Here is a 23,363-nt window from a genome sequence, read left to right as displayed (position 1 = left end):
ACGAGAGCCGGGCATCGTCACCGATGCCCGGCTCTTCCACGTGCGGACGCTGATCCCGACCGGGTCGGTACGCACGGCCCCGTACCGCGATCAGCGTCTGTGCACCCCGGTGATCTGCCGGTACTCCTGCGCGGTCGGCTTGGTGATCTGTGCGTCCTCGCCGTAGAAGGCGCGGCTGAGCCGGACGCGCAGCTTCCGGGTGAGGCGGACCGCAGTAGCCGCGTCCCCGCCGTCGGCCCCGCGATCGGTACCGATCGGCTCGTACTGCTCGTGCTGGGTCAGCAGGTGGATCCGTTCCTGGCTGAGCGGTGCGTGCACCTCGACGAACTCGCCGTGCGGCAGGCGCTTGATGACGCCGGTCTCACGACCATGCAGCAGGGTGTCGCGGTCCCTGCGCTGCAGGCCCAGGGCACACCGTTTCGTCAGGACGTACGCCGCCCACGGGACGACGAACAGGCCGACCCGAATCAACCACGTGACGGACTCGACCGGGACGTGGAGGCGGATGGCGATGATGTCGTTCGCGGCACCGATCAGGGCTACCCCGTAGAAGCCCAGCCAGGCGACGCCGAGTGCGGTGCGCACGGGCTGGTTGCGCGGCCGGTCCAGGAGGTGCCGCTCCCGCTTGTCGCCGGTCACCCAGGCTTCGACGAAGGGGTAGGCGCCCAGGGTGAGGAAGAGACCAACGCCCGCCATGAGCGGAATCAGATTGTCCAGTGCCAACGTGTGGCCCCAGAAGGAGACTTCCCAGCCGGGCATGACCCGCAGCAGCCCGTCGGCCACCCCCATGTACCAGTCGGGCTGCGACCCGGCCGAGACCTGATCACTGCGGTAGGGGCCGTAGGCCCAGACGGGGTTGATCTGCGCGACCGCGGCGATGACGAAAATGACGCCCGCCACGAGGAAGAAGACTCCGGCGGACTTCACGGCCCGCACCTTCGCCGGCAGCCCCACGACATTGCTCTCGCTGCGCCCCGGGCCCGGGTACTGCGTGTGCCGGTGACGGAGTATCAGGAACAGGTGGAGGACCAGCAGTCCCACCATGAGACCGGGGATGAGCAGGACATGGATCACGTTGAAGCGGGCCACGAGGTCCGTGCCCGGGAACTCGCCGCCGAAGAGGAACTTCGAGACATAGGTTCCGACGATCGGGAGGGAAAGGATCGTCCCGTTCACGACCGCGAGCCCCGTCCCTGACAGGAGGTCATCCGGCAGGTCGTATCCCGTGAGCCCTTCGAACATACCGAGTACCAGCAGCAGGAAGCCGACGATCCAGGTGAGCTCGCGGGGTTTACGGAAGGCGCCCGTGAAGAACACGCGCATCATGTGGACGAGCAGGGCCGCGACGAAGACCAGCGCCGCCCAGTGATGCGCCTGCCTGATCAGCAGGCCGCCGCGGACGTCGAAGGATATGTGCACGGTCGAATCGAATGCCTCTGACACCAGCTGGCCCCTCAACGGTGCGTACCTTCCGTCGTATCGCACCTCCTTCATGGACGGATGGAAGTACAGGGACAGATACACACCGGTGATGAGGAGGACGACAAAGCTGTAGAGACAGATCTCTCCCAGCACGAACGACCAGTGGTCCGGGAAGATTTTCCGGATTCTCTCCCGCGTCGCTCTCGGCGGCGCGGCGATTTCCCGGCCGGGCTCATCCATGCCGTCACCACCGTTCATGATTCGCTCACGCCGCGATGACCGCTGTTCCGATCGCGCCAGTAGGCGGCCTGTTCTCCTCGCTCAGCGGTCATGGCAGCGAAACCTCCGGGATTCTTACGCGTTGAAAGGCCCCGGATATCGATCACACTCTCTTGTCTTCATGACGAGGTACCGGGGGCTGCCACATAAGACCGGACAACCCGCGCATCTGTGACACCCGTCCGTAACGCAACCGGTGTCACAGGTCCCGTGTGACACCGGTCAACCACCGGGGCACACGGTCGCAGGGAGGATGCGAGTCGCCCGACGAGCGCGGGTACCTGCCGGATGTCGCCTGGCGGGCGCGGACGATGCTGGTCCGAGACCTGCGCTGCACGGAGACGGAGCTTTCCGGTGCTGGGCTGTCCCCGGAGGGGGTCGTACGGTCTATGCCTTCTCGTACTCGTTGTACTTCTTCAGACCCGCCGTGGTACTCGGCCATCCACTCACGCGCGAAGGCGCCGTCCTGGATCTCGGCGAGGACCTGCTTCATCTCGGCCTTGGTGGCCTCGGTGATGATCCGCGAGCCGGTGACGTAGTCCCCTCACTCGGCGGTCTCGGAGACCGACCAGCGCATCTTATCCAGACCGCCCTCGTACATCGGGTCGACGATCAGCTTCAGCTCGTACAGGCACTCGAAGTAGGCGATCGCCAGCTGGTAGCCCGCCTTGACCAGCGCCGCGGTGCCACCGCAGAGGACGGCCTGCTCACCGAACAGGTCGGTCTCGGTCTCCTCGGTGAAGGTGGTCTTGATGACGCCGGCGCGGGTGCCGCCGATGCGCTTGGCGTACGAGAAGGCGTTACCCGAGGCGTCCTGCTCGACGGCGGCGATGCAGGGAACGCCGCGGCTCTCCTCGTACTGGCGGCGCACCAGGTGGCCCGGGCCCTTCGGGGCGACCATGCAGACGTCCACGCCGGCCGGGGGCTTGATGAAGCCGAAGCGGATGTTGAAGCCGTGGCCGAAGAACAGGGCGTCGCCGTCGTTCAGGTTCGGGACGATGTGCTCCTCGTAGACCTGGGCCTGGATCGGGTCCGGGACCAGGATCATGATGACGTCGGCCTCGGCTCGCACTTCGGCATGGCGAACTGGCGAGCCTTTGCAACCTTGTGCCGGGTCGTGCCTGGGGTGAACGGCTGACCGGGGGCGCTCGTCATCGGAGTGACGTCGGGCCAGCGCCTGTCACATCCGACTCGCCTGTCCGGTCAATGCGGAGGGCGGCACGCACGCCGCTCTCCGTGAATCATCGCAGTGAGAGAAGAGGGACGCCTGATGCCACCGGACCCCGAGGAACACTCCGACCCTGCCTTCACCAGTGCGTCCCTGGCGGCCGAGGCTGCGCTGCTGGAGGCACGGGTGCGAATGCTTCAGGAGGAGATCGACCAGACCGATGCGGGCATCGAGACGCTATCCCACACACTCCGCCTGCTGCACCGCGATGCCTCCGCCTCGGCCGATCCGCCGGACGGCGCGCGGCACTGTGACTCATCCGGCTGAAGGAACACCGAATGACAACGACCGTTGTGCTGTGCGGTGCATCGGGTGACACGTCCTGGGAAAACCGTGGGGTCGATACCTCTCCCATCGGTCTCCCAACGGTATCCAATCGGTGTGCGCCCGTGCCTACGATGTCGAGGGGTACCCGTTTCCGGCGATCGGCGCCACCCTGCCGGACGCGATCTGGCAGCACTGCCGCACCCACTACGCCCGCGTGTTGCTGAGTCAGGTGCCCAAGTCGGCCCAGCCCTGGGTGGCCACACTGCTGCGGACCATCTTCGAACAGCCGACGCCGAATCTGTCCAGGCCCGGATGCGGCACGTGCTCGGCGCCCTGGAAGCCAAGTTCCCCAAACCGCAGCCCACTTGGACGACGCCCAGGGCGACGTCCTGGCGTTCACCGCGTTCCCGCGCGAGATCTGGCGGCAGATCTGGTCGAAGAACCGCAGGAACGGCTGGAAAAGGAGATCCGCCGCCGCACCGACGTGGTCGGCATCTTCCCCGACCGCACCGCCCTGATCCACCTGGTCGGCGCGGTCCTGGCGGAGCAGAACGACGAAGTGCACCGAAGCCTGCCGCTACATGGGACTCGACCTGCTCGCCAAGGCCCGCCTCCACTCGATCGAGTCAGAAACCGACGAGACCGTCCTGCCCACGGACAGCGGACGGCCAGCCCTACAACCTGTTCGCCGAGCTCCTCGATATCCTCGCCGAGGGCGGCATGCATCGACACTCCGGGGCGGAGTACGCACACCATCCTCGCAACACCGAGTTCAGCCGGTGGAGCAAGGACTCCAGCGACAAGCCGACGTTCTGCCGTCCGGTAAGTTCCTTCACCTTGCCCGTTGCGGAACGCACTGATTTCCGTGCCGGATAGGTGTAGATGTACTGCCGGTCAGTGCCCAGTTTCCGGTGTCGCTGGATGCGCCATCCGCTGTCAGCATCCTCCGCATCTCGGGGGAACCTCAGTCCGGATCCACCGGCTTGATGCCTGTGGATCCGGGTTGAGGCGCAAGACACGCACCGGCACCTGCATCATGAAGCCGCTGCACAACCTCGTCGACGAGAGGACCTTCACCGGAGCGACCGACTTTCGGTGTTCCCTGGACGGCTGGGTAGGGTCGCGGCACCCGAGCTGGAGAGGCAGTGGCATGGCCCACGAGATTGTGATCGCGCAGACGACCAGTGACGACGAGGATCAGGCGAAGGCGCTGGCCCGGGGCGCGGTCGAGAGCAAACTGGCAGCGGGCGTTCACATCTATGCGCCGATCACCGCCTTCTACCGGTGAAAGGGGAAGGTCGAGACGGCGCAAGAGTGGCGGATCTCGTACATGACTACGACGGACCGTCTGCCGGCACTGGAGGCGTGGCTGCACGAGAAGCACCCGTATGACGTCCCCCAGTGGATCACGCTGCCCGTGACCGGAGGGTCGGAGGCGTACCTGTCCTGGGTTGTCGAGGAGACGTCACAGGACTGAGGAGCGACGGGCCGGCCGTACGACGGCGTTCGCGTCCTGGGCTTGCCCGCGTACCGCGCGAGGGGGCTCAGGATGCGAACTGCCGCAGGTGAACGGCGATATGCTGCTCGCTGGTGCGATCCGCGAAGTCGTAGGCGAACCGCGCTCGGTCCAACGCCCGGAGTGAGCTGCCCCGAGCTTCGTAGCGGCCGGTTTCTCTGATTTCAGGCGGCGTTTGGGGCTGCCTGTGATCGGTGATGCCGGGCCTCGAATTCCTCGGGTGGGAGGTAGTCGAGGGCGGAGTGCAGGCGCTCGGTTTTGTACCAGCCCACCCATTGAACGACGGCACGTTCGACCTGGTCAGCGTCCCGCCAGGGGCCTTGATGCTCGATCAGCTCGGCCTTGAAAGAACCATTGAGAGCCTCGGCCATCGCGTTGTCATAGCTGTCGGCGACGGAGCCGACCGATGAGGTCGCGCCGGCCTCAATCAGCCGCTCACCGTACCGAATTGACACGTATTGCGACCCGCGGTCGCTGTGATGAATCAGCCCCGAGCCCTTCTTGATTCCCCGCCGCCACAAGGCCATCTCCAGTGCGTCCAGCGGGAGATCGGTTCGCATGTGGGTGGCGAGCTGCCATCCGACGATCATCCGCAAGTGCACGTCCAGGACGAAGGCGACGTATGCCCAGCCCGACCAGGTGCGGATATAGGTGAAGTCAGCGACCCACAGCTGGTTCGGCCGGCTCGCGGTGAAGCGCCGATTGACCAGATCGGGCGGCCTGGGCGCGGTCGGCTCGGGGATCGTGGTGCGGCGCCGCTGCCCGCGGATCACGCCTTCCGGGCCGTCTTCGCGCATGAGGCGCTCGATGGTGCAGCGGGCCGCGGCGATGCCCTCGCGCCGCAACTGGTGGTGGATGCGCCGGGCTCCATAGGTCTGGCCGGACGTGTCATGGATGCGACGGATATGCTCGATGAGCTGTTCGTCGCGCTGTCGCCGGGCGGACTTCGGGCGCCTACGGCGGGCGTTGAATGCCGAGACCGAGAGATCCAGTTCCCGGCATACGGGCTCGACCCCGAAGTCGTCGCGGAGGTGGTTGATCACCGCGTCAGCCTCGTGCGGGGCTGGTCGAGCTCCTTCGCGAAAAACACCGAGGCAGCCTTCAGGATCTCGTTCGCCCGACGCAACTCAGCTATTTCTTTGCGGAGTTGGGTCAGCTCCGTCCGTTCGGCGGTGGTCAGCAGATCAGGCCGGTCACCCTTGTCTGCCTCGGCCTGGCGGACCCAGCCGCGCAGGGCCTCCTTGTGGATGCCCAGGTCCTTCGCGACATGAGCGACCGGACGGCCGGAGGTCTGGACTTCGCGGACGGCTCGCTCACGCAGCTCGTCGGGGTACTTCCGTGGTGCAGGCATCGGATGCGTGTTCTCCCATCTGCCGAGGCGATCATGCCTGGCTTCAGGGCCGCTACAAAATCCGGTTCAGCTCACCCCGTCGAGGTCGAGCAGCAACGTCGTATCGTTGACCAAGCCCGTGGCTCCGGCGTGATCGTTCTGCGTCGAGAACAGAAATGATCAGGTATGACCACGGGCGCTCTGCATTCGGATGCCGACAACCACCACGACCGTCACCATCGTGACGACAGGTCAGCACCGCCAGCCGAGTACACCGCTCAAGTTCGAAGACCCGTCAAAACGCCCTGATATCCGTAACCTCGAATATCCGTAACCCCGAAACCGCCCGGCGGGCTGTATCCGGGAGTATCCTGAAATTACCGAGGACATTTCGCATAAGAGTTTCTAAGCTCCTGTCGTTCTCGGCGATTCACAACACCGGGCCGGTGTACACCGGCCCGGGGACAGGTCCGCGTCATGACCGCGACCATTCTGTATACGTCGGCGGTCGAGGAGCGGACCTTTTCGCTGCCGCTGCGTGTCGCGCTCGCCTCAACGGACACCCCTGGTGCTCTTCTGGACGGTGCCTGGTGGCCCCGCTCCCGCGACCTGGCGGCGGAACTTCCTGCGTTGACAGCGGTGCTGGATCCCCTTTGGGGGCGCATTACGCATGTCACGGTGAACCCGACCCTGTGGCCGGTCATCCCACGGAAGGTGCCCGTTGATGGGCATGTGGTGAGCGTCGGCTGGTTCAAGGCCGAGCAAGACCCCCACAAGCTGTTGCTGCTCTCCTACACCGTCGGCCGCTGGGACCTGCTGGTGATTCCGCCGCAGACGGATCCGGCCATCGCCGCCTGGCTGATGACCGCGGCTACCGGTCTGCTGCGCAGCCACACAGCGAGTGATCTGCTGCAGAGGGCCGAATTCCAACGGATCGTAGCCGACCAGGCCCGAGAAGCGGTCTGGGATTCCGAGGGCGGCCATGGCGCCCGTGTGACCGCGCCAGCACGCTCTGCGTGATCCCCGAAACGGCCCCGGTGAAACCGCCGGGGCCGTCCTTTCAGGCGCAACACGTGAGAGTGCGCAACCCACAATCCACGGTACACCTGCAGGTAGTTTCCGACGTGATTCCGTCGGCTGACGCGAAGCATGAGCACATTCTGCTCGGACCTCAAGCACCGACGGCCGGGCCCAGCTGCCGGCAGCGGCCGCCGGCAGAGTGCTTGCTATTCCGCATTACCGCGCCACTGCCCCTGGACACGGAACCAGAGTCCGGGAGCGTAGATCGATTCGACGACAGCGGCTTCGCCTTTGGTCACTCTGAGGATCCGCAATGCGCCACTCGGAAGCAGGTCGTACTCGTACGTGGCAGGCGACTCACCTTCGGTGATGTCGTCGTAGGAGATATCTACAGCCGCCAGCTCCGCGTATTCCTTGGGGGGCCGGTTCTCCACCAGCTTGATGAACACGCTCATACCTTGACGATAGATCCCTCGCGGTTTTCTCGCGTGACATGCCAGAGTCACCGCCAACGGCCGCACCACCAGTCGGGCGGTATCGGCTCATTCCAGGGTGGCAATGTGGTCGGCGGCACCCCCGCGCCACTCGATCAGGAAGAGGGTCGCGTCGTCGCTGGTGACCCCGCCCCGCTCCTGGATCAGGGTGCGGGAGAGAGAGCGCACCACCGCCCGAACCCCTTCCTCGACGTGCTCGATGCGGTTCACCCAGGCGATGAGTTGCTCCTCGCCGAACTGCTCGCCGCGGACATCGTGCTCCTCGATCAGGCCGTCGGTGAAGCACAGCACCCGGTCGCCGACCTGGAGCGTCTGCTCGCTGAGCTGGGGCTCGTCGCCGCCGAAGCCGACCGGCAAGGTGGTGGGGCTGTGCAGTTGCCGGACGACCTGGTGGTTGCGAATCAGCAGCGGCGCGGGGTGGCCGGCGTTGACCCATTGCGGGTGGCCTGTCGCAACGTTCAGGCGCATCATCTGTGCGGTGACGAAGTGCTCGGGCCCGAACTGCCCGGCGATGGCCCGGTCCATGAACGCGTAGATCCCGGACAGCCCGACGTCGGTGCGTCGGGCGTGCCGGTAGGCGCCGATGGCGAGGTTCGACGACGCCCCTACGGACCGTCGTCTCGCTCGCTGCGGCCACCCGCGCCACGGTTCGGATGCCGCCGTGTCCCAGCCCTCGGGCCTCCGCGGCCATCAATAGCCGCCGCTGCCGCTCGTCCAGATGTGGGAACAACACGGCGAACTTCACCGCGAGTTGGGCACGAGTCTCGTTCGTGATGCGCATACCGAACCAACGAATCCCAGGACGGGAAGCAACACCTTGATGATCTGCAAGCCCTTAGAAACGGCGATGACTGCGAAAGGCTCTTGTCGGATAAAGGACGCGCTGGTTCTCGAGAGCGTTCGAGCTCTTCTCGGTGCACCGGAAGGGCTTCGGACTTCTCGGCGAGCCATCGACACGTGGCCGCCGGGCTCCGCTCTGTATTGGGGTGGTGGAAGTCTTGCGCTTGCGGTGACCGCCATCGTGCTGTCGATAGCGCCCGTGGCGATCGGTTGGCTCGTCGCCGCAGCTGCCGCAGCGCTCGCCACTCTGGTTGCCACCCTTTCGTTCGCGCGGCGGCAAGGCGCCAGTATCGCGCGGACACTGCTCGGACTTGGTCCAGCACTTCTGATCACCGGATTCGCGATCTTCTACGGATTCCTCGCCCGAGGGAACGCTCCGTCCGTCGTGGTAGGCCAACCGACGCACATGGTGGACGTCTTCCTCCTGTCCTTCGGAATCGCGTCCACTGGTGGCTTTCTGGACGTCGGATTGCATGGTCTTGCCGTTCGTGTCGCCGCCCTGCTGGAAATGCTGCTCATGGTCACGGTCGCTGGCAGTTCCCTCGCGGTCGCCGCGCGCACTCTATGGACCCGGTTCAGCGAAACTGTTCGGCGGCGCGACCAGGAGTAGTCGCTGTGCATGAGCCCGGATCCACCGGCTTGTTTTGAGAGTGATCGTTTCGGGGGTGTTCGGGCTGGTCCGAGGTTGATCTGCGGGTTCGGGCATGGAATGGCCGCTGGTCTGCCCAGCTCTTCCACATGTCCGTAGGTCTCGGGCCCTTTCGGGCGGGTCGGTCAGGGCGTGTCAGGCCGTGGACGGTGGCGCGTGCAAGACGGTGATCAGCTGCATGAAGTCGCCTCGCCAGGGCCAGCGTTCGGGTAGATGGAGGGTGAGGCGGCGGGCTGTGCGGGCCAGGCGGGCGGGCACGTTGATGAGGTGGTCGCGGATCGTGGCGGTGGTCGCTCTGGCGTGGAAGGTTCCGGCCAGAGTTCCGGCGGCACGGGTCAGGTTGTGCGCCACGGCGGCCAGGGTGAGCCAGGCGGCGTTCGCCTGGAAGTAGCCGGAGGGGGCGTGCGCGAAGGCGCTGTTCTTGACGTCCGCGATCACTTGTTCCACGACAGCGTGCCGCCTGTGATCACGCTCGGCGTCCACCAGCGAGAGCGGGGAGTTGGTGAACGCGGCGTGGTAGCGCCAGGTATCGAAGAGCGTGCCCTGACCGGCGGGGACGGTATCGGGGGCCAGACGCTTGACCCGCCGCACGATCAAGCGGGCGATGACCTGCTGCTGCTTCGGCTTGGAGGTGAAGGCCGTGTAGTCGATCTCGGCTATCTCCGCGTCCGAGATCCAGCACTGGCCCTCCTCGTCCCAGGTCGCTTTGGGGTACTTGATCGCCGTCCAGGCGTTCTCGTCGATGCGCGCGATGGCGGCCTTGATGGAGGCGTTCATCCGCACCGTGATCGAGAAGCGGGCGTCCAGGGTCCGGCAGGCGTTCACGACATCGGCGCCGTAGAACGCGGAGTCGGCCCGCACGACCAGCAGGCCGCTCGCGCCGCAGGCGCGGGCGGTGCGGATGGTCTCGGTCACGAACGCGGCTGCCCCGCGCGCGGAGTTGGACGGTCCCTTGCGCAGCCGGGTGGCGGCGATTACCGGGGCGGCAAGGGGTGTGGAGACGATCCCCAGCAGCGCATTGAGCCCCTTGACCTTGCTGTATCCGTATCCGGCGCCCTGCTTGGCGTAGCCGTAGGTGCGGCGGATCGTGTCGTCGATGTCCACATAGGCGACCTGATCCGCGCCGGGCAGCAGCGGGGTGTGCGCTGCGAGGCGGGGCAACAACCGGCGGGCCACGGCGTGCAGTTGCTTCACATGCCCGTGGGTAAAGGAGCGCAGGAAGTTGCCCAGCGTGGACGGGGCCCGCACCCCCGAAAACAAACGACCGAGTCCGCCGTGCCGCAGCCGGTCCATGTCCTCGATGCTGTCCGCACCCGCGACCATACCGCCCACCAGCGACATCAGCTTCGCCGCGGGGAAGGCCCCGGTGCCGTCCTTCGACTTCGGAAGCCGGATGAGCTCATCGGCCAGCGTGGGCAGGCCGCATCGCTCGGCCAGGCGCACCACTGGCTCAAGCCCGCCGTACGCGATCAGATTCGGGTCATCGAACGCGGACGAGACCGCCGTGGCGGCATGGGAAGATTGCATCTCGGAAGTGCCTTGCCGATCGTGCCTGATGTGGTCCTAGAGAAACCCCATCATCGCAGGTCACAAGGCACTTCCTCGTTTCCGGAAGAACTATCCACAGGCGGCAAGCCGGTGGATCCGGGATGAGCGGTCCGCACACCAGGCCAGCACACCGGTCACGGCATTTGGTCTTGAACGAGAGCCGCGTTCGCGGCGGACCTGGCGGGCGACCGGTCTTCCCAGCAGCACCGTGATGAATGACGCAGTGAGCTCCTTCGTCCATATCGGTGGCGCGCGGCAGGCCGCGTTGGTCGCGCTCGACTGGTCAGGAGGACCGGTCAACGATGTGGACAACGAGCCCGCACCCGCCCGCGAGCGGCTTCCGGCCCGGGCCAAAGCACTCGGCGTGCCCGGACCCAGCCCGGAGGTAGGTCGGCAGGACTCACCGACTACACACAGTCACTGACTGTCTGGACCCAACAAGGAACTGGCGACAGTTGAATACGCGAGCTCACCAGTACCAAGGCCGTAGCAGAATGCGGCGTACTCTTTGGCAGACACCGCGCCGGTCGTGGTGAGCTTGACGGCGGTCGACACAAGATCCCACTCCGGCGGGCCGTACGAAGCGCGCTCGAAGTCCATCAACAGCGGGCCGGTCTCGGTGCGCGCCACGTTGCCGACCCATGCATCCCCGTGGACTACGCACTCCGGCAGGCCCCTCGGCCTCAAAGCCCACTGGGCCTTGAGGTCTTTGAGCCGGTCGTTCAGCCACTGCCGGTCATCGTCAGAGATTGTGCTCGCTGCGTCGATGCGCTCAGCCAACCGGACGAAGGGGTCCAGCTCGCCGAGCAGCAGGTCTGGTTTCGGCAGGGCGTGCAGTTGCTTGAGGAGCACGACGACGTCCGCGACCGTCCCGATTTCGTGTGGTGGCAGCTCTTGCCAGAACGTCACCGAGTGCCCGTTGACCGCTACTGGCTGCCGCAGGTCAAGAGCGCGTACGGCGGGCACGCCCTGGGTGGCCAGCCAGCGGGCGACCTGAACCTCGCGCGTTGCGGCGGCGGACTGGCCGGGCTGGGCGATACGCACCACCACTCCCCTGGGAAGACGCCATATGGCGTTCTCGGCGAGCCGTACCGGTTCGGCGTCGGTCAGCCCTGTCGGCGGTCAGCCAATCGCCGACCGTTCCGGGTCGGCTTCCTGGGTGGCGGCCCAGGTGGCGAGGAGGCGCAGCCCTTCTTCGGAGGGTGAGCAGGGCTCGGCGGTGTAGATGGTGAGGGTGAGGCCGGGGGCGGCGGCCATTTCCAGGCCCTCGAAGGCGAGGGAGAGGTCGCCGACGGCGTGGTGGTGGAAGTGCTTGGTGCCGGTGCCGTGGTGGCGGACGTTGTGCGCACCCCAACGGGTACGGAACTCTTCACTGCGGGTGCATAGCTCCCCGACCAGGTCGTGAAGGTCCTTGTCGTGCGGGTTGCGGCCGGCTTCCGCACGCACGATGGCGACGGTGATGTCGGCGAAGGCGTCCCAGTCGGGGTAGAAGCGGCGGGCGGCGGGGTCAAGGAAGGTGAAGCGGGCCAGGTTCTGCTGGTTGCCGGGCGTGGTGTAGACGTCGGTGTAGAAGGCGCGGAAGAGCTGGTTGGCGGCGAGGATGTCCATCCGGCCGTTGCGGACGAACGCGGGTCCGGCGGTGATCGCGTCCAGGGTCCATTGCAGGCTGCGGTGCGGCTTCCACTGCTCCTTGGTGCGTCGGCGGCGGGGGCGGGTGAGGGTGTCGGAGCCGTCGGCTGCCTGGGCCAGGTTCAGCAGGTGGGCGCGCTCGGCGTCATCGAGCTGGAGGGCGCGGGCGAGAGCTTCGAGGACGGCCGGGGAGACCCCGGCGAGGTTGCCACGCTCCAGTTTCGAGTAGTACTCCACGCTCATGTCGGCGAGGGCCGCGACCTCGCTGCGGCGCAGGCCCGGCACCCGGCGCCGGGAACCTCCGGGCAATCCGGCCTGGTCGGGGGTGATCTTTGCGCGCCGCGAGGTGAGGAACTCGCGGACCTCCTCACGGTTGTCCATGTCCTCGACGGTACGTCCCTCACACGGCCATAGGGATGTACTGCCGGTACACCCCTTGTCAGTGACTCGCTCCGCGCGTGAAGAGGGCTTTACCTGGAAGGCATGGTGCTTCTCCTTCAGCCATCAAGGCGGCGAAGGCGCAGCTCCGCGCCCCGCTCGGGCGGTCCGTCGCCCGAGGCTCCGGGGCCCGCACCTGCAACCGGTAGGCAAAGGAACCTCTCATGCGCGGCGCAGTGATCCACGCCCCTGGCGACATCCGCTTCGAGACTCTGGAGGACCCGAAGATCGAGCACCCGACCGACGCGATCATCCGCACGGCGGTGACCTGTGTGTGCGGGTCGGATCTGTGGCCGTACCGGGGGGCGGAGCCGACCGAGCACGCCCATCCGATGGGCCACGAGTACGTCGGCTTCGTGGAGGAGGTCGGGCCCGAGGTCACCTCGGTCAAGCCCGGCCAGTTCGTCATCGGCTCGTTCGCGACCTCCGACAACACCTGTGCGAACTGCCGCAACGGGTTCCAGTCGAACTGCCTGAACCGCGAGTTCATGTCCACCTGCCAGGCCGACTACGTCCGTATCCCCAACGCCCAGGGCACCCTCGTGGCCACCGACGGTGTGCCGGACGAGCGGTTCTGGCCGGGGCTGCTGGCCGTCTCGGACGTGATGGGCACCGGCTGGTGGGCTGCCGACGCCGCCGAGGTCATGCCCGGCTCCACCACCGTCGTCGTCGGCGACGGTGCGGTCGGCCTGTGCGGCGTCATCGCCGCCAAGGAACTGGGCGCGGAGCGGATCATCGCCATGAGCCGGCACGAGTCCCGGCAGAAGCTCGCCCGGGAGTTCGGCGCGACCGACATCGTCGCCGAGCGCGGCAAGGAGGGCGTAGCCCGGATCAAGGAGATGACCGGCGGGATCGGCGCGGACAGCGTCCTGGAGTGCGTCGGCACCGCCCAGGCCATGCAGCAGGCCCTGCACTCCGCCCGCCCCGGTGGGAACGTCGGCTTCGTCGGCGTCCCGCACGACGTCGCCGTCGACGGCCAGGAGCTGTTCTTCTCCCACGTCGGCCTGCGCGGCGGCCCCGCCCCCGTACGCCGCTACCTCCCCGACCTCATCGACCGCGTCCTTGCCGGCGCGATCGACCCGGGCAAGGTCTTCGACCTCACCCTCCCCCTCGACCAGGTCGCCGAAGGCTACAAGGCCATGGACGAACGCCGCGCCATCAAGACCCTCCTCACCCCCTGACCCGCCCCGTCAACCGCACGAGGAGCATCCGTGCAGATCACCCGCAGCTCGATCGACACCGCAAAGGGTCCGGCGGACTGGTTCACCGGCGACGTCTACATCGACGCCGTCGCCGCGGCCCCCGCCCCCTCCCGGGTCACCGCCAACTTGGTGCATTTCATGCCCGGTGCCCGCACCCACTGGCACCGTCACCCGCTGAGCCAGACCGTCTTCGTCACCGAAGGGATCGGCCTGTGCCAGCGCCGGGGCGGACCGGTGGAAGTCATCCGGCCCGGCGACCGCGTCCTCTTCGAGGCTGATGAGGAGCACTGGCACGGTGCCGCGCCGAACCGGCTGATGGTCCACCTGGCCATCAACGAGGGCGACGGCGACCACGATGTCGTGCACTGGCTGAATCCCGTCACCGACGAGGAGTACGCCGCCGCTCCGGCCACCGGCTGAACCCGGGCAGCCTGGTTTCAGGTCGCCGAGGGCTGCACGGCGTCGACGAACGCCGCGCCATCAGACCCCCCTCGCGAACCGCACCGCTCTTTCCTCGGGCCCTCTGATGCGGCCCGCCCGCCCCACGTTGTTGAGGAGAACTACCGTGACCACCTTCGCCCTCGTCGGCGCCGGCCCTGGCCTGGGGCTGGCTGCCGCCCGTCGCTTCGGCAAAGCGGGCCACAGTGTCGCCCTCCTCTCGCGCAGCGCCCAGCACCAGGACAACCTGGCAGCCGAACTGGCGAGGGAGAACGTCCACGCCCGCGGTTTCACCGCCGACGTCCTCGACCCCGCCTCCCTCACTGCAGCCCTGCGCGAAGCCGCAGAAACGCTGGGACCCGTCGAGATCCTGCAGTTCAGCCCGGTGCCCCGGGGCGACTTCATGAAGCCGGTCCTGGACACCACCGCGGCCGACCTGGACGACCCGTTGGCCTTCTCTGTCAAAGGGCCGCTCACCTGCGTGAACGCCGTCCTGCCCGGCATGCGGGAACTCGGGCGGGGCACGCTGCTGTTCGTCAACGGCGGCAGCGCGGTACGCCCGAAGGCCAGCGTGGCCGGGACCTCGATCGCGTTCGCCGCAGAGAGCGCCTACGCGGCGATGCTCCACACCGCGCTCGCCCCGGAGAACATCTACGCCGCACAGCTCATCGTCCCCGGCGCGATCAGCCCCGACTCCGCGACCTCCAGCCCCGAGGCGCTGGCCGAGCGGCTATACGGCCTGCACGCCGACCGTGAGGGATTTCGCCACTACGTCGAGCCCCTGCCCGACCCGCAGGACGGCACCCCATGACCTACACCCTTCGCCGGGCCCTGACCGCCACCGCCGTCACCGGCGTACTGCTGCTGACCGCGACCGCCTGCTCCGACGACTCGCCCGCCGAGCAGGCCCCGGCCACCGCCTCCGCATCGTCCGCGCCGGCGTCCGGGCAGCCGCAGACTTCGGCTTCGGCGAGCCCGTCCGGCTCAGAAAGGAGCACTCCGATGGACATCCGCGTCACCATCGACGGCCAGCCCGTCGACGCGACCTTGAACGACAGCCCCGCCGCCCGTGACCTCGCCTCCCTGCTCCCGCTCACCCTGAACCTGGAGGACTTCCACGGAACCGAGCGGATCGCCGACCCGCCCAGGAAGCTGACCACCGAAGGCGCCCCCGAACCGGCCGCAGCAAAGGCCGGAGACATCGCCTACTTCGCACCGTGGGGCAACCTCGCCATCTTCTACAAGAACGGTCCCTCCGCCTCCTCCGACCTGCTGATCCTCGGCCACATCGACGCCGACGCCGACCAGCTGTCCGGGGCCGACCGGATCACCATTGAGGCTGCCTCCTGACCTCGCCAACCGCCCCTCCTCGTACGGGAAGAAGTTTTCGCATGTCCTCCGCCACCGGGTCCGCCCCTGGCAAGCTGCCCTTCGTCGTCTGGGTGCTCGCTGCCGGCACGTTCCTGATGGGCACCACCGAGTTCGTCATCGCCGGACTGCTGCCCGAGATGGCCGCCGACCTGAACGTGAGCGTGTCGCACGCCGGTCTGCTGATCACCGCGTTCGCCGTCGGCATGATCGTCGGCGGGCCCACGATGGCCATGGCCACCCTGCGCCTGCCCCAGCGCCACACCCTCATCGGCGCACTCGCCGTCTTCGCTCTCGGGCACGCCGTCGCCGCCCTGAGTACCTCCTTCACCGTCGTGCTGGCCGCCCGCGTGGTGACCGCCCTGGCCACCGGAGCGTTCTGGGCCGTCGGCTTCGTCATCGCCACCACCACCGCCGGGCCCGCGAGCGCCACGCGTGCGGTCGGCGTCATGATGGGCGGCCTCACGCTGGCCAACGTCATCGGTGTGCCGATCGGTTCGTTCGTCGGCCAGTACACCGGCTGGCGCGGCCCGTTCTGGGCGCTGGCCGTCCTCGCCGCGCTGGCCGCCGCGTTCGTCGGCCGTTTCATCCCCCGTACCGGACAGCGGGCCGAGGTGTCGGTGCGGGCCGAGGTCCGGGCCCTCAAGCAGGGGCGGCTGTGGCTGGCGCTCGGCGCAGCGGTGCTGATCATGGGCGGTGTCCTCGCGACGTATACGTACATCACGCCGCTGCTGACCGACCGGGCGGGCATCCCGGCCGGGGCGGTGCCGCTGGTGTTGATCGCCTTCGGTATCGGTGCGCTGGGCGGCACCGCCATCGGCGGCCGTCTCGGGGATCACCGCCCGATGGTCACGACGATCACCGCGGCGGCGGCCACCTCCCTCATCCTGCTGGCCCTGATCCCGGCCTCCAGCAGCCCCGTGGCCGCCGTGATCCTGGTCTTCGGCATGGCCCTGGCCGGGTTCACCGTCAACCCCGTCGTCACCTCCCTCGCCGTCCGCTTCGCCGGCGACGCCCCCACCCTCACCTCGGCGCTGACCACCTCCGGCTACAACACCGGCATCGCCACAGGCTCGCTCGTCGCGGGTCGGGCCCTGGACTCCTCGCTCGGTCTGACCGGTCCGGCCCTGGTCGGCGCCGTCTTCGCCGCGCTCACCCTGCTGCCGCTGATCGCCCTTGCGCTGCGCGGCACGGCAGGCCCCTCGCGGATCGTCGCCCACCACACCACCGACGCCGACGAGCCGCGGGCCGCCGACGTCACCGTGACGACCGCACGCTGAACTCCACGCCCGTACAGCTTCGTTGGGAGCAACCGACATGAACCCCACCTACGACTTCACCGGCCAGGTGGCCTTCGTCACCGGCGCCTCCTCCGGAATGGGCCTGGCCACCGCCCGCGCCTTCGCCGAAGCCGGCGCCGCCGTTGGCCTCGCCGATATCAACGAGGACGCCGTGAACGCTGCCGCCAAGCAGCTCGCCGACGACGGCCACCGGGTCCTCGCGCTGGTCTGCGACGTCACCGACGAGGACCAGGTCGCCGCCGCCGTCGACCGCACGGTCGAAGCCTTCGGACGGCTCGACATGGCCTACAACAACGCCGGGATCATGCCCCCGCCCGCCGACGCAGCCGACGAGAGCGCCGAGCAGTTCGACCGCGTCCAGGGCATCAACCTGCGGGGCATCTGGGCGAGCGTGAAGCACGAACTGCGCCACATGCGCGAGCAGGGCAGCGGCGCGATCGTCAACTGCTCCTCGCTCGGCGGTCTGGTCGGCAACCCCGGCCGTGCCGCCTACCACGCCACCAAGCACGGCGTGATCGGCCTGACCAAGAGCGCCGCCCTCGAATACGGCTCCCGCGGTGTCCGGATCAACGCCGTCTGCCCCGGCACGATCAGCACCCCCATGGTCGACGCCATGGTCGAAGGCGGAGAACTCGACCGCAGCCAGGCCGAAGCGGGCCAGGCCATCCACCGGCTCGGCACCGCCGACGAGATCGCCCAGGCCGTGCTGTGGCTGTGCAGCCCCGGCGCCAGCTACGTCACCGGCATCGCACTGCCCGTCGACGGCGGCTACACCGCCCAGTAACACCACCGGGCCGGGTACGTCACGACGACGCCGGAACCCCGTTCTCGTACGAATCGAACCCGCGTATGCCTCCTGGCCGCCCGGAGGCGATCCCGCCATGCCTCCCGCACGGGCGCCACCGCTGTGCTGTTGACCCTGTCCACGACGCGAAGGTCTCCCCACATGCCCACCGAACCCGTCCCGCAAGAACCCGTCGCCGTACCTGCCGAGCCGGAGTCGCGCATAGCGCCGACCCGGCGCACCTTCATCGCCACCGGCACGGCCGTCGGGACCGCCGTGGTCGCCGGTACCGTCCTCGGCACCGACCTGCTGTCCGAGTCCGAAGCGGCGGCCTCCCCTTCGGCGCCCGCCAGCCGCCTCACCGTGACGGTCAACGGCACCCGCCACACGGTCACGGTCGACAACCGCACCTCGCTGCTGGACCTGCTGCGCGAGCACCTGGACCTGACCGGGGCGAAGAAGGGCTGCGACGCCGGTGCCTGCGGGGCCTGCACCGTCCTGGTCGACGGACACCGGCAGAACGCCTGCCTCACCCTCGCGGTCCGGCTGGAGGGCGCCGACGTCACCACGATCGAGGGTCTGGCTGACGGCGACCAACTTCACCCGCTGCAGCAGGCATTCATCGACGAGGACGCCTTCCAGTGCGGCTACTGCACCCCCGGTCAGATCGTCTCCGGCGTCGGCTGCATCCAGGAAGGCCACACCCACTCGCCGGATGAGATCCGGGAGTGGATGAGCGGCAACATCTGCCGCTGCGGCTGCTACGTCAAGATCGTGCACGCGGTGGAACAAGCCGCGGGCCGGAAGTGAGGGCCCGGCAACATGTATCCCTTTGACTACACCCGTGTCTCCGACACGAAAGAGGCCCTCACCGCGGGCCGTCGCGGTGGCCGCTACATCGCCGGGGGCACCACCCTGGTCGACCTGATGCGCGAGACCGTCGAGCGCCCCGAGACGGTGGTCGACATCAGCGGCCTGCCGCTGGACGCGGTCACCGCCACCGAACGCGGCGGCCTGCGCATCGGCGCCCTGGTAACCATGTCCGCAGCGGCCGCTCACCCCAAGGTGCGCACCCTGTTCCCGGTCGTCTCCCAGTCGCTGGAGCTGAGCGCGTCGGCGCAGCTGCGGAACATGGCCACCATCGGCGGGAACATCATGCAGCGCACCCGCTGCACCTACTTCCGCGACGTGACCGCCGCCTGCAACAAGCGCGAGCCGGGTTCGGGCTGCGCCGCCCGCGAGGGCTACAACCGCTCCCACGCCATCCTCGGCACCTCGGAAGCCTGCGCGGCGACCCACCCCTCCGACGTCGCCGTCGCGTTCGCCGCCCTGGAAGCCCAGGTCCATGTGCTGGGCGCCGACGGGCCACGGCAGATCCCGTTCGCCGACTTCCTGCTGCGCCCCGGCTCGACCCCGAACCGGGAACAGGCGCTCAAGAGCAGCGAGTTGATCACCGCAGTGGAGATACCCGCTCTGCCCCGCCCGCTCGCGTCCGGGTATCTGAAGGTCCGTGACCGGCAGTCCTACGAGTTTGCCCTGACCTCGGCCGCCGTCGCCCTACACGTGCGCGGCGGAGTGATCCGCGAGGCCAAGGTCGCGGCCGGCGGCGTGGGCACCGTCCCGTGGAAGCTGCCCGCCGTCGAACAGCACCTCGTCGGCGAACGCCCCTCCCCATCCCTGTGGGCCGCTGCCGCCGCGAAGGCAGCGGACGGGGCCCGCCCGCTGGCCCACAACCGGTTCAAGACCGACCTGCTGAAGCGGACCGTCGAACGCCAGCTGCGCATCGTAGGAGGTACGAAGTGAGCCCCCAGCCGCAGGCAGCCGTCGGCGCCCCGCTCTCCCGCGTGGAGGGACAGCTCAAGGTCACCGGCAAGGCCCCCTACGCCGCCGAGCACGACATCAAGGGTGTCGTCCACGCTGTCATCGTCGACGCGAGCGTCGGCCGTGGCCGCATCACCTCCATCGACACCAGTGACGCCCTGGCCCAGCCGGGCGTGTTGAAGGTGATCCACCACGGCAACGCGCCGAAACTCCCCTACAAGGACAACCCCGCCTCGAACAACCCGCCAGGCGGCCGCAGGCTGCGGGTCTTCCAGGACGACAAGGTCCTCTTCCACGGCCAGCCCGTCGCCGTCGTCGTCGCGACCACCCTGGAAGCCGCGCAACACGGCGCGAGCCTGGTCAAGGTCGCCTACGACGCCCAGAAGCCGTCCACCGACCTGACGAAGGCGAAGGCGGACAAGCCGACGAAGTACGCACGCGGTGACGCGGCGGCGGCGCTGCGCTCTGCGCCCGTGCGGATCGACGCGACCTACCAGATGGCGCGCAACCACCACAACGCGATGGAGCCGCACGCCACCATCGCCCGCTGGAGCGGCAACAAGCTGACCGTGTGGGACAAGACCCAGTGGGTGGTCGGCACGCAGACCGAACTGTCCACCGTCTTCGGCCTGCCCGCCGACTCCGTGCGGGTGATCTCGCCCTACGTCGGCGGCGGCTTCGGCAGCGGACTGCGCTGCTGGCCGCACACCGTCGTCGCCGCCCTGGCCGCCCGGGAAACGCGCCGTCCGGTCAAACTCGTCCTGAAGCGCAGGCAGCAGTACTTCAACACCGGCTTCCGCCCCTCCTACGAGTACCGGCTGAAGCTGGGCAGCAACCGGCAGGGCCGCCTGACGGCGATGGCCCACGAGATGGACGCCGAGACGTCTTCGTACGAGACGTTCACCGAGTCGATCCTCTTCCCCGGGCAGATGCTCTACAGCACGCCGAACGTCAGCCAGGCGTACCGGACGGTGCCGTTGGATGTGAACACCCCGCTCTACATGCGCGGCCCCGGCTTCGCCACCGCCTCGTTCGTCATCGAATCGGCCATGGACGAACTCGCCGACAGGCTCGGCATCGACCCGATCGAGCTGCGCCGCCGCAACGAACCGAGCGACGACGAGTCGAAGAACCTGCCGTTCTCCACCCGACGGCTGCGCGAGTGCTGCACCACCGGCGCCCGCGTGTTCGGCTGGGACCAGCGCCGAGCAAAGCCGCGCTCGCGCCGCGAGGGTGACTGGCTGATCGGCATGGGCATGGCCGCCGGCGTCTACGACACCGCCCGCATGCCCGCCCAAGCCCGCATCCGGCTGAATGCTGATGGCACCGCGGTGGTCGAAGCCGCCGCCAGCGACATGGGACCGGGCACCTACACCTCCCAGACCCAGGTCGCCGCCGACGCCCTCGGTCTGACCATGCGCACCGTCACCTTCCGCCTCGGCGACTCCTTGTTCCCGCCGACCCCGCCGCACGGCGGCTCCATGACCATGGCGAGCGTCGGCTCCGCCGTCCTCGACGGCTGCAACCAGGTCCGCCGCCAGGCGATCAAGCTGGCCGTCGAAGACCGCCAGTCACCGCTGTACGGCGTGGATGCCGAGGACGTCGTCGTACGCGGCGGGCGGCTGCACACCAAGGACAACCCGGCGCGGGGCGAGACGTACAAGAACCTGCTGTCCCGCAACAAGCGTTCCCACCTGGAGGCAGAGGGCTCCTACGCCGGACCGGCGTCCAAGGAGCGGCACTCCTTCTACGCCTACAACGCCACCTTCGCCGAAGTCGCCGTCGACGCGACCCTCGGCCTGGTACGCGTGCGGCGCATGCTCGGCGTGTACGACGCGGGCCGCATCATCAGCCCCAAACTCGCCGAAAGCCAGGCGATCGGCGGCATCACCGGCGGCATCGGCACCGCACTGCTGGAGCACACCGTCACCGACCACCGCGACGGCCGGATCGTGAACGCGAACCTGGCGGACTACCTCGTGCCCGTCAACGCCGACGTCCCCGACATCCAGGCCATCTACCTGGACGGTGAAGACCGCCAAGCCGACCCACTCGGCGTCAAGGGACTCGGCGAAGTCGTCCACGTCGGCGTCGCACCCGCCATCGCCAACGCCGTCTACAACGCTACCGGCCGCCGCGTGCGCCAACTCCCCATCACCGCCGAAGCACTCCTGTAACCCGTGCACCCGTGCGGTGCACGCCACAACGTCCGGCAGGCACCAGCCACACGCCGCCTGCCGGACCGGCCGCCGCCGCACCCGTCCCCCCGTCGGACGGCGGCGGCCCCACCGACCCTTAACCGACCGACCACCAAGACCCGCACGGAGGAAGGCTCATGCTGAACATCGCGGACACACTGCACCGCTGGTGCGACCAGCAACGCCCCTTCGCGCTGGCCACCATCTTCGGTGTCACCGGCAGTGCCCCGCTGCCCGTGGGCACCTCGGTCGCGGTCGACGCGGACGGCACGGCCGTCGGCAGCATCTCCGGCGGATGCGTCGAAGGCGCCGTGTACGAGCTGTGCCGGCAGGTCCTCGAAGACCGGACGGCTCCGCAACGTGCCTGGTTCGGGTACTCCGACGAGGACGCCTTCGCCGTCGGCCTGACCTGCGGCGGCGAACTCGACGTCCACGTGCAGCGCATCGACCCGGCCACGCACCCGCACTTGGCCACCGCCCTTGCCGAGGCGGCGAACGGCCGGGCCGCCGCCGTGGCGCAGGTCGTGAACGGGCCCGCGCACCTCCTCGGCGGCCTCTTGGCCTTGGACGGGGACGGCCGCCTGTGCGGCACCGACCTGGACGCGGACACAAGCCGCGTCGTGACCGAGCACACTCGGGTGCTGCTGCGGGCCGGGCGTACGGCTGGCAGCCATCTTGGCGGTGCCGCAGCGACCTGCCGCGAGCAGCTGACCGTCCTGGTGCATGTGGCGGCCACCCGGCCTCGCCTGCTCATCTTTGGCGCCGTCGACTTCGCCGCCGCCCTCGCCCAGGCCGGCCGCTTCATCGGGTACCGGGTCACCGTCTGCGATGCCCGGCCTGTCTTCGCCACGGCCGCCCGCTTCCCGCACGCGGACGAGGTCGTCGTCGACTGGCCCCACCGCTACCTGGCGCAGACCACCGTCGACACCCGCACCGCCATCTGTGTCCTGACCCACGATGCCAAGTTCGACATCCCCCTGTTGCGTCAGGCCCTCACCCTGCCCGTCGGCTACGTCGGCGCCATGGGCTCCCGCCGCACCCACAGCGAGCGCCTGCGCCTCCTGGACGAGGCTGGCATCACTTCGAACTTGCCTCACCGGCCCGGAAGTTCATCACGTTTTCGACCTGTCCTGCACGCTGCGCACGGTGCGGGCCTGGTCGGAGCAGTGGGCGAACGACCCGCTGCCCGGCACCTACTACGTCCGGCTCACGGCGGCCACGCTGACGCCCTCGGACCAGGGGCTGCCCGTCTCGGCCGAGGTCGAGGTGACCTCAAAGAAGGTCGGCGGCTCCGCGGCGGTGGACGGCTCGCTCGCGGCCCCGCTCGTGCCGGGCTCGACGACGGAAGGGGCCGCTGCCGCCGCCGACGACGCCTCTGACGACGCCTCTGATGAGGAGAACGGCTCGTCGGCGAGCCAGGCCCTCGCGACGAGTGAGCCCGAGGACGGCTGGTCCTCCGGCTGGTGGTCGGACCGCTGGGTCTGGACGGCGGCGGGCGGCATCCTGGCCGCGCTCGCCGGTATCGGCGGCTACGCCCTGACGCGCGGCACGGGCCGCCCGTCCCGGGTACCGCCGGGCATGTAACCCTCCC

The 23,363-nt window shown here is 68.5% G+C and carries 21 protein-coding genes and 5 pseudogenes; 16 read left to right on the top strand and 10 right to left on the bottom strand.

Annotated elements, in window-relative coordinates; genetic code table 11:
• Positions 1-90: 90 nt before the first annotated feature.
• Together qcrB and ilvC are read right to left on the bottom strand one after the other, a co-directional pair.
• Positions 91-1,662: a cytochrome bc1 complex cytochrome b subunit gene (gene qcrB, locus ACY0PA_RS32625; protein ID WP_473081064.1), complete on the bottom strand. Its 1,572-nt coding sequence runs from the start codon at positions 1,660-1,662 to the stop codon at positions 91-93.
• A gap of 429 nt (positions 1,663-2,091) precedes the next feature.
• A pseudogene (ilvC, locus tag ACY0PA_RS32620) lies at positions 2,092-2,779 on the bottom strand (ketol-acid reductoisomerase); the annotation flags it as partial.
• Positions 2,780-2,971: 192 nt separating this feature from the next.
• On the opposite strand from ilvC, the gene ACY0PA_RS32615 reads away from it, so the two are divergent.
• Together ACY0PA_RS32615 and ACY0PA_RS32610 are read left to right on the top strand one after the other, a co-directional pair.
• On the top strand, positions 2,972-3,196 hold the full coding sequence (locus ACY0PA_RS32615; protein ID WP_473081063.1) for a hypothetical protein: 225 nt from the start codon (positions 2,972-2,974) through the stop codon (positions 3,194-3,196).
• A gap of 151 nt (positions 3,197-3,347) precedes the next feature.
• Positions 3,348-3,855, top strand: a pseudogene (locus ACY0PA_RS32610) (transposase); the annotation flags it as partial.
• Between the two features lie 15 nt (positions 3,856-3,870).
• Here ACY0PA_RS32610 and ACY0PA_RS32605 read toward each other — a convergent pair.
• A complete protein-coding gene (locus ACY0PA_RS32605; RefSeq protein ID WP_473086496.1) occupies positions 3,871-4,053 on the bottom strand; it encodes a group II intron maturase-specific domain-containing protein in 183 nt (60 codons plus the stop codon).
• A gap of 293 nt (positions 4,054-4,346) precedes the next feature.
• On the opposite strand from ACY0PA_RS32605, the pseudogene cutA reads away from it, so the two are divergent.
• Positions 4,347-4,673: pseudogene (gene cutA / locus ACY0PA_RS32600) on the top strand (divalent-cation tolerance protein CutA).
• Between the two features lie 203 nt (positions 4,674-4,876).
• Here the strand turns inward: cutA and ACY0PA_RS32595 are convergent.
• Positions 4,877-6,063, bottom strand: a protein-coding gene (locus ACY0PA_RS32595) for an IS3 family transposase (protein WP_473081062.1) whose coding sequence is annotated in 2 segments (ribosomal slippage) — positions 4,877-5,790 and positions 5,790-6,063 — 1,188 coding nt in all. Because the reading frame shifts where the segments join, the coding sequence is not laid out codon by codon here.
• A 456-nt stretch (positions 6,064-6,519) separates the two neighbouring features.
• Here ACY0PA_RS32595 and ACY0PA_RS32590 point away from each other — a divergent pair.
• Positions 6,520-7,062, top strand: coding sequence for a DUF5994 family protein (locus ACY0PA_RS32590; protein WP_473081061.1), 543 nt, complete (start codon positions 6,520-6,522; stop codon positions 7,060-7,062).
• A 206-nt stretch (positions 7,063-7,268) separates the two neighbouring features.
• On the opposite strand, the gene ACY0PA_RS32585 is transcribed toward ACY0PA_RS32590, so the two are convergent.
• The 3 genes and pseudogenes from ACY0PA_RS32585 to ACY0PA_RS32575 all read right to left on the bottom strand — a co-directional run.
• The gene (locus ACY0PA_RS32585) at positions 7,269-7,517 is read right to left on the bottom strand and encodes a hypothetical protein (RefSeq protein ID WP_473081060.1); all 249 of its coding nucleotides are present in this window, start codon (positions 7,515-7,517) and stop codon (positions 7,269-7,271) included.
• An 87-nt stretch (positions 7,518-7,604) separates the two neighbouring features.
• A pseudogene (locus ACY0PA_RS32580) lies at positions 7,605-8,153 on the bottom strand (PP2C family protein-serine/threonine phosphatase); the annotation flags it as partial.
• Positions 8,149-8,337 (bottom strand): annotated as a pseudogene (locus ACY0PA_RS32575) (ISAzo13 family transposase); the annotation flags it as partial. The pseudogenes ACY0PA_RS32575 and ACY0PA_RS32580, both read right to left, overlap by 5 nt.
• A 228-nt stretch (positions 8,338-8,565) precedes the next feature.
• Here ACY0PA_RS32575 and ACY0PA_RS32570 point away from each other — a divergent pair.
• Complete coding sequence (locus tag ACY0PA_RS32570; RefSeq protein ID WP_473081059.1) at positions 8,566-9,006, top strand: hypothetical protein; 441 nt, start codon at positions 8,566-8,568, stop codon at positions 9,004-9,006.
• Between the two features lie 174 nt (positions 9,007-9,180).
• Here the strand turns inward: ACY0PA_RS32570 and ACY0PA_RS32565 are convergent, their stop codons facing one another.
• The 3 genes from ACY0PA_RS32565 to ACY0PA_RS32555 all read right to left on the bottom strand — a co-directional run bounded on the left by ACY0PA_RS32565 (position 9,181) and on the right by ACY0PA_RS32555 (position 12,603).
• A complete protein-coding gene (locus ACY0PA_RS32565; RefSeq protein WP_473081058.1) occupies positions 9,181-10,572 on the bottom strand; it encodes an IS1380 family transposase in 1,392 nt (463 codons plus the stop codon).
• Between the two features lie 438 nt (positions 10,573-11,010).
• Positions 11,011-11,637: an aminoglycoside phosphotransferase family protein gene (locus tag ACY0PA_RS32560; protein ID WP_473081057.1), complete on the bottom strand. Its 627-nt coding sequence runs from the start codon at positions 11,635-11,637 to the stop codon at positions 11,011-11,013.
• 78 nt (positions 11,638-11,715) lie between these two features.
• The gene (locus ACY0PA_RS32555) at positions 11,716-12,603 is read right to left on the bottom strand and encodes a helix-turn-helix transcriptional regulator (protein WP_473081056.1); all 888 of its coding nucleotides are present in this window, start codon (positions 12,601-12,603) and stop codon (positions 11,716-11,718) included.
• A gap of 221 nt (positions 12,604-12,824) precedes the next feature.
• Between ACY0PA_RS32555 and ACY0PA_RS32550 the strand changes: the two genes are divergently transcribed.
• The 11 genes from ACY0PA_RS32550 to ACY0PA_RS32500 all read left to right on the top strand — a co-directional run bounded on the left by ACY0PA_RS32550 (position 12,825) and on the right by ACY0PA_RS32500 (position 23,356).
• A complete protein-coding gene (locus ACY0PA_RS32550; RefSeq protein WP_473081055.1) occupies positions 12,825-13,841 on the top strand; it encodes a zinc-dependent alcohol dehydrogenase family protein in 1,017 nt (338 codons plus the stop codon).
• A 30-nt stretch (positions 13,842-13,871) separates the two neighbouring features.
• On the top strand, positions 13,872-14,282 hold the full coding sequence (locus ACY0PA_RS32545; protein ID WP_473081054.1) for a (R)-mandelonitrile lyase: 411 nt from the start codon (positions 13,872-13,874) through the stop codon (positions 14,280-14,282).
• Between the two features lie 145 nt (positions 14,283-14,427).
• Positions 14,428-15,111, top strand: coding sequence for an SDR family NAD(P)-dependent oxidoreductase (locus ACY0PA_RS32540; protein ID WP_473081053.1), 684 nt, complete (start codon positions 14,428-14,430; stop codon positions 15,109-15,111).
• Entirely contained in the window at positions 15,108-15,650 is a 543-nt protein-coding gene (locus ACY0PA_RS32535; protein ID WP_473081052.1) for a cyclophilin-like fold protein, read from the top strand. Before ACY0PA_RS32540 ends, ACY0PA_RS32535 begins: the two co-directional genes overlap by 4 nt.
• A gap of 41 nt (positions 15,651-15,691) precedes the next feature.
• Complete coding sequence (locus tag ACY0PA_RS32530; RefSeq protein WP_473081051.1) at positions 15,692-16,948, top strand: MFS transporter; 1,257 nt, start codon at positions 15,692-15,694, stop codon at positions 16,946-16,948.
• A gap of 37 nt (positions 16,949-16,985) precedes the next feature.
• Entirely contained in the window at positions 16,986-17,753 is a 768-nt protein-coding gene (locus ACY0PA_RS32525; protein WP_473081050.1) for an SDR family NAD(P)-dependent oxidoreductase, read from the top strand.
• Positions 17,754-17,915: 162 nt separating this feature from the next.
• A complete protein-coding gene (locus tag ACY0PA_RS32520; protein ID WP_473081049.1) occupies positions 17,916-18,563 on the top strand; it encodes a (2Fe-2S)-binding protein in 648 nt (215 codons plus the stop codon).
• Positions 18,564-18,575: 12 nt separating this feature from the next.
• Entirely contained in the window at positions 18,576-19,556 is a 981-nt protein-coding gene (locus ACY0PA_RS32515) for an FAD binding domain-containing protein (protein WP_473081048.1), read from the top strand.
• Complete coding sequence (locus ACY0PA_RS32510) at positions 19,553-21,751, top strand: xanthine dehydrogenase family protein molybdopterin-binding subunit (protein WP_473081047.1); 2,199 nt, start codon at positions 19,553-19,555, stop codon at positions 21,749-21,751. The genes ACY0PA_RS32515 and ACY0PA_RS32510 overlap by 4 nt, the downstream gene beginning before the upstream one ends.
• Before the next feature lie 158 nt (positions 21,752-21,909).
• Positions 21,910-23,151 (top strand): XdhC family protein, encoded by a 1,242-nt coding sequence (locus ACY0PA_RS32505; protein WP_473081046.1) that lies wholly within the window; start codon positions 21,910-21,912, stop codon positions 23,149-23,151.
• On the top strand, positions 23,099-23,356 hold the full coding sequence (locus ACY0PA_RS32500; RefSeq protein WP_473081045.1) for a hypothetical protein: 258 nt from the start codon (positions 23,099-23,101) through the stop codon (positions 23,354-23,356). Before ACY0PA_RS32505 ends, ACY0PA_RS32500 begins: the two co-directional genes overlap by 53 nt.
• Positions 23,357-23,363: the final 7 nt, after the last annotated feature.

The organism is Streptomyces sp. DS1-CR2 (genome assembly GCF_055760475.1).
The sequence above is the reverse complement of the archived record's forward strand: the minus strand, read 5'-3'. Positions and strand labels throughout refer to the sequence as shown.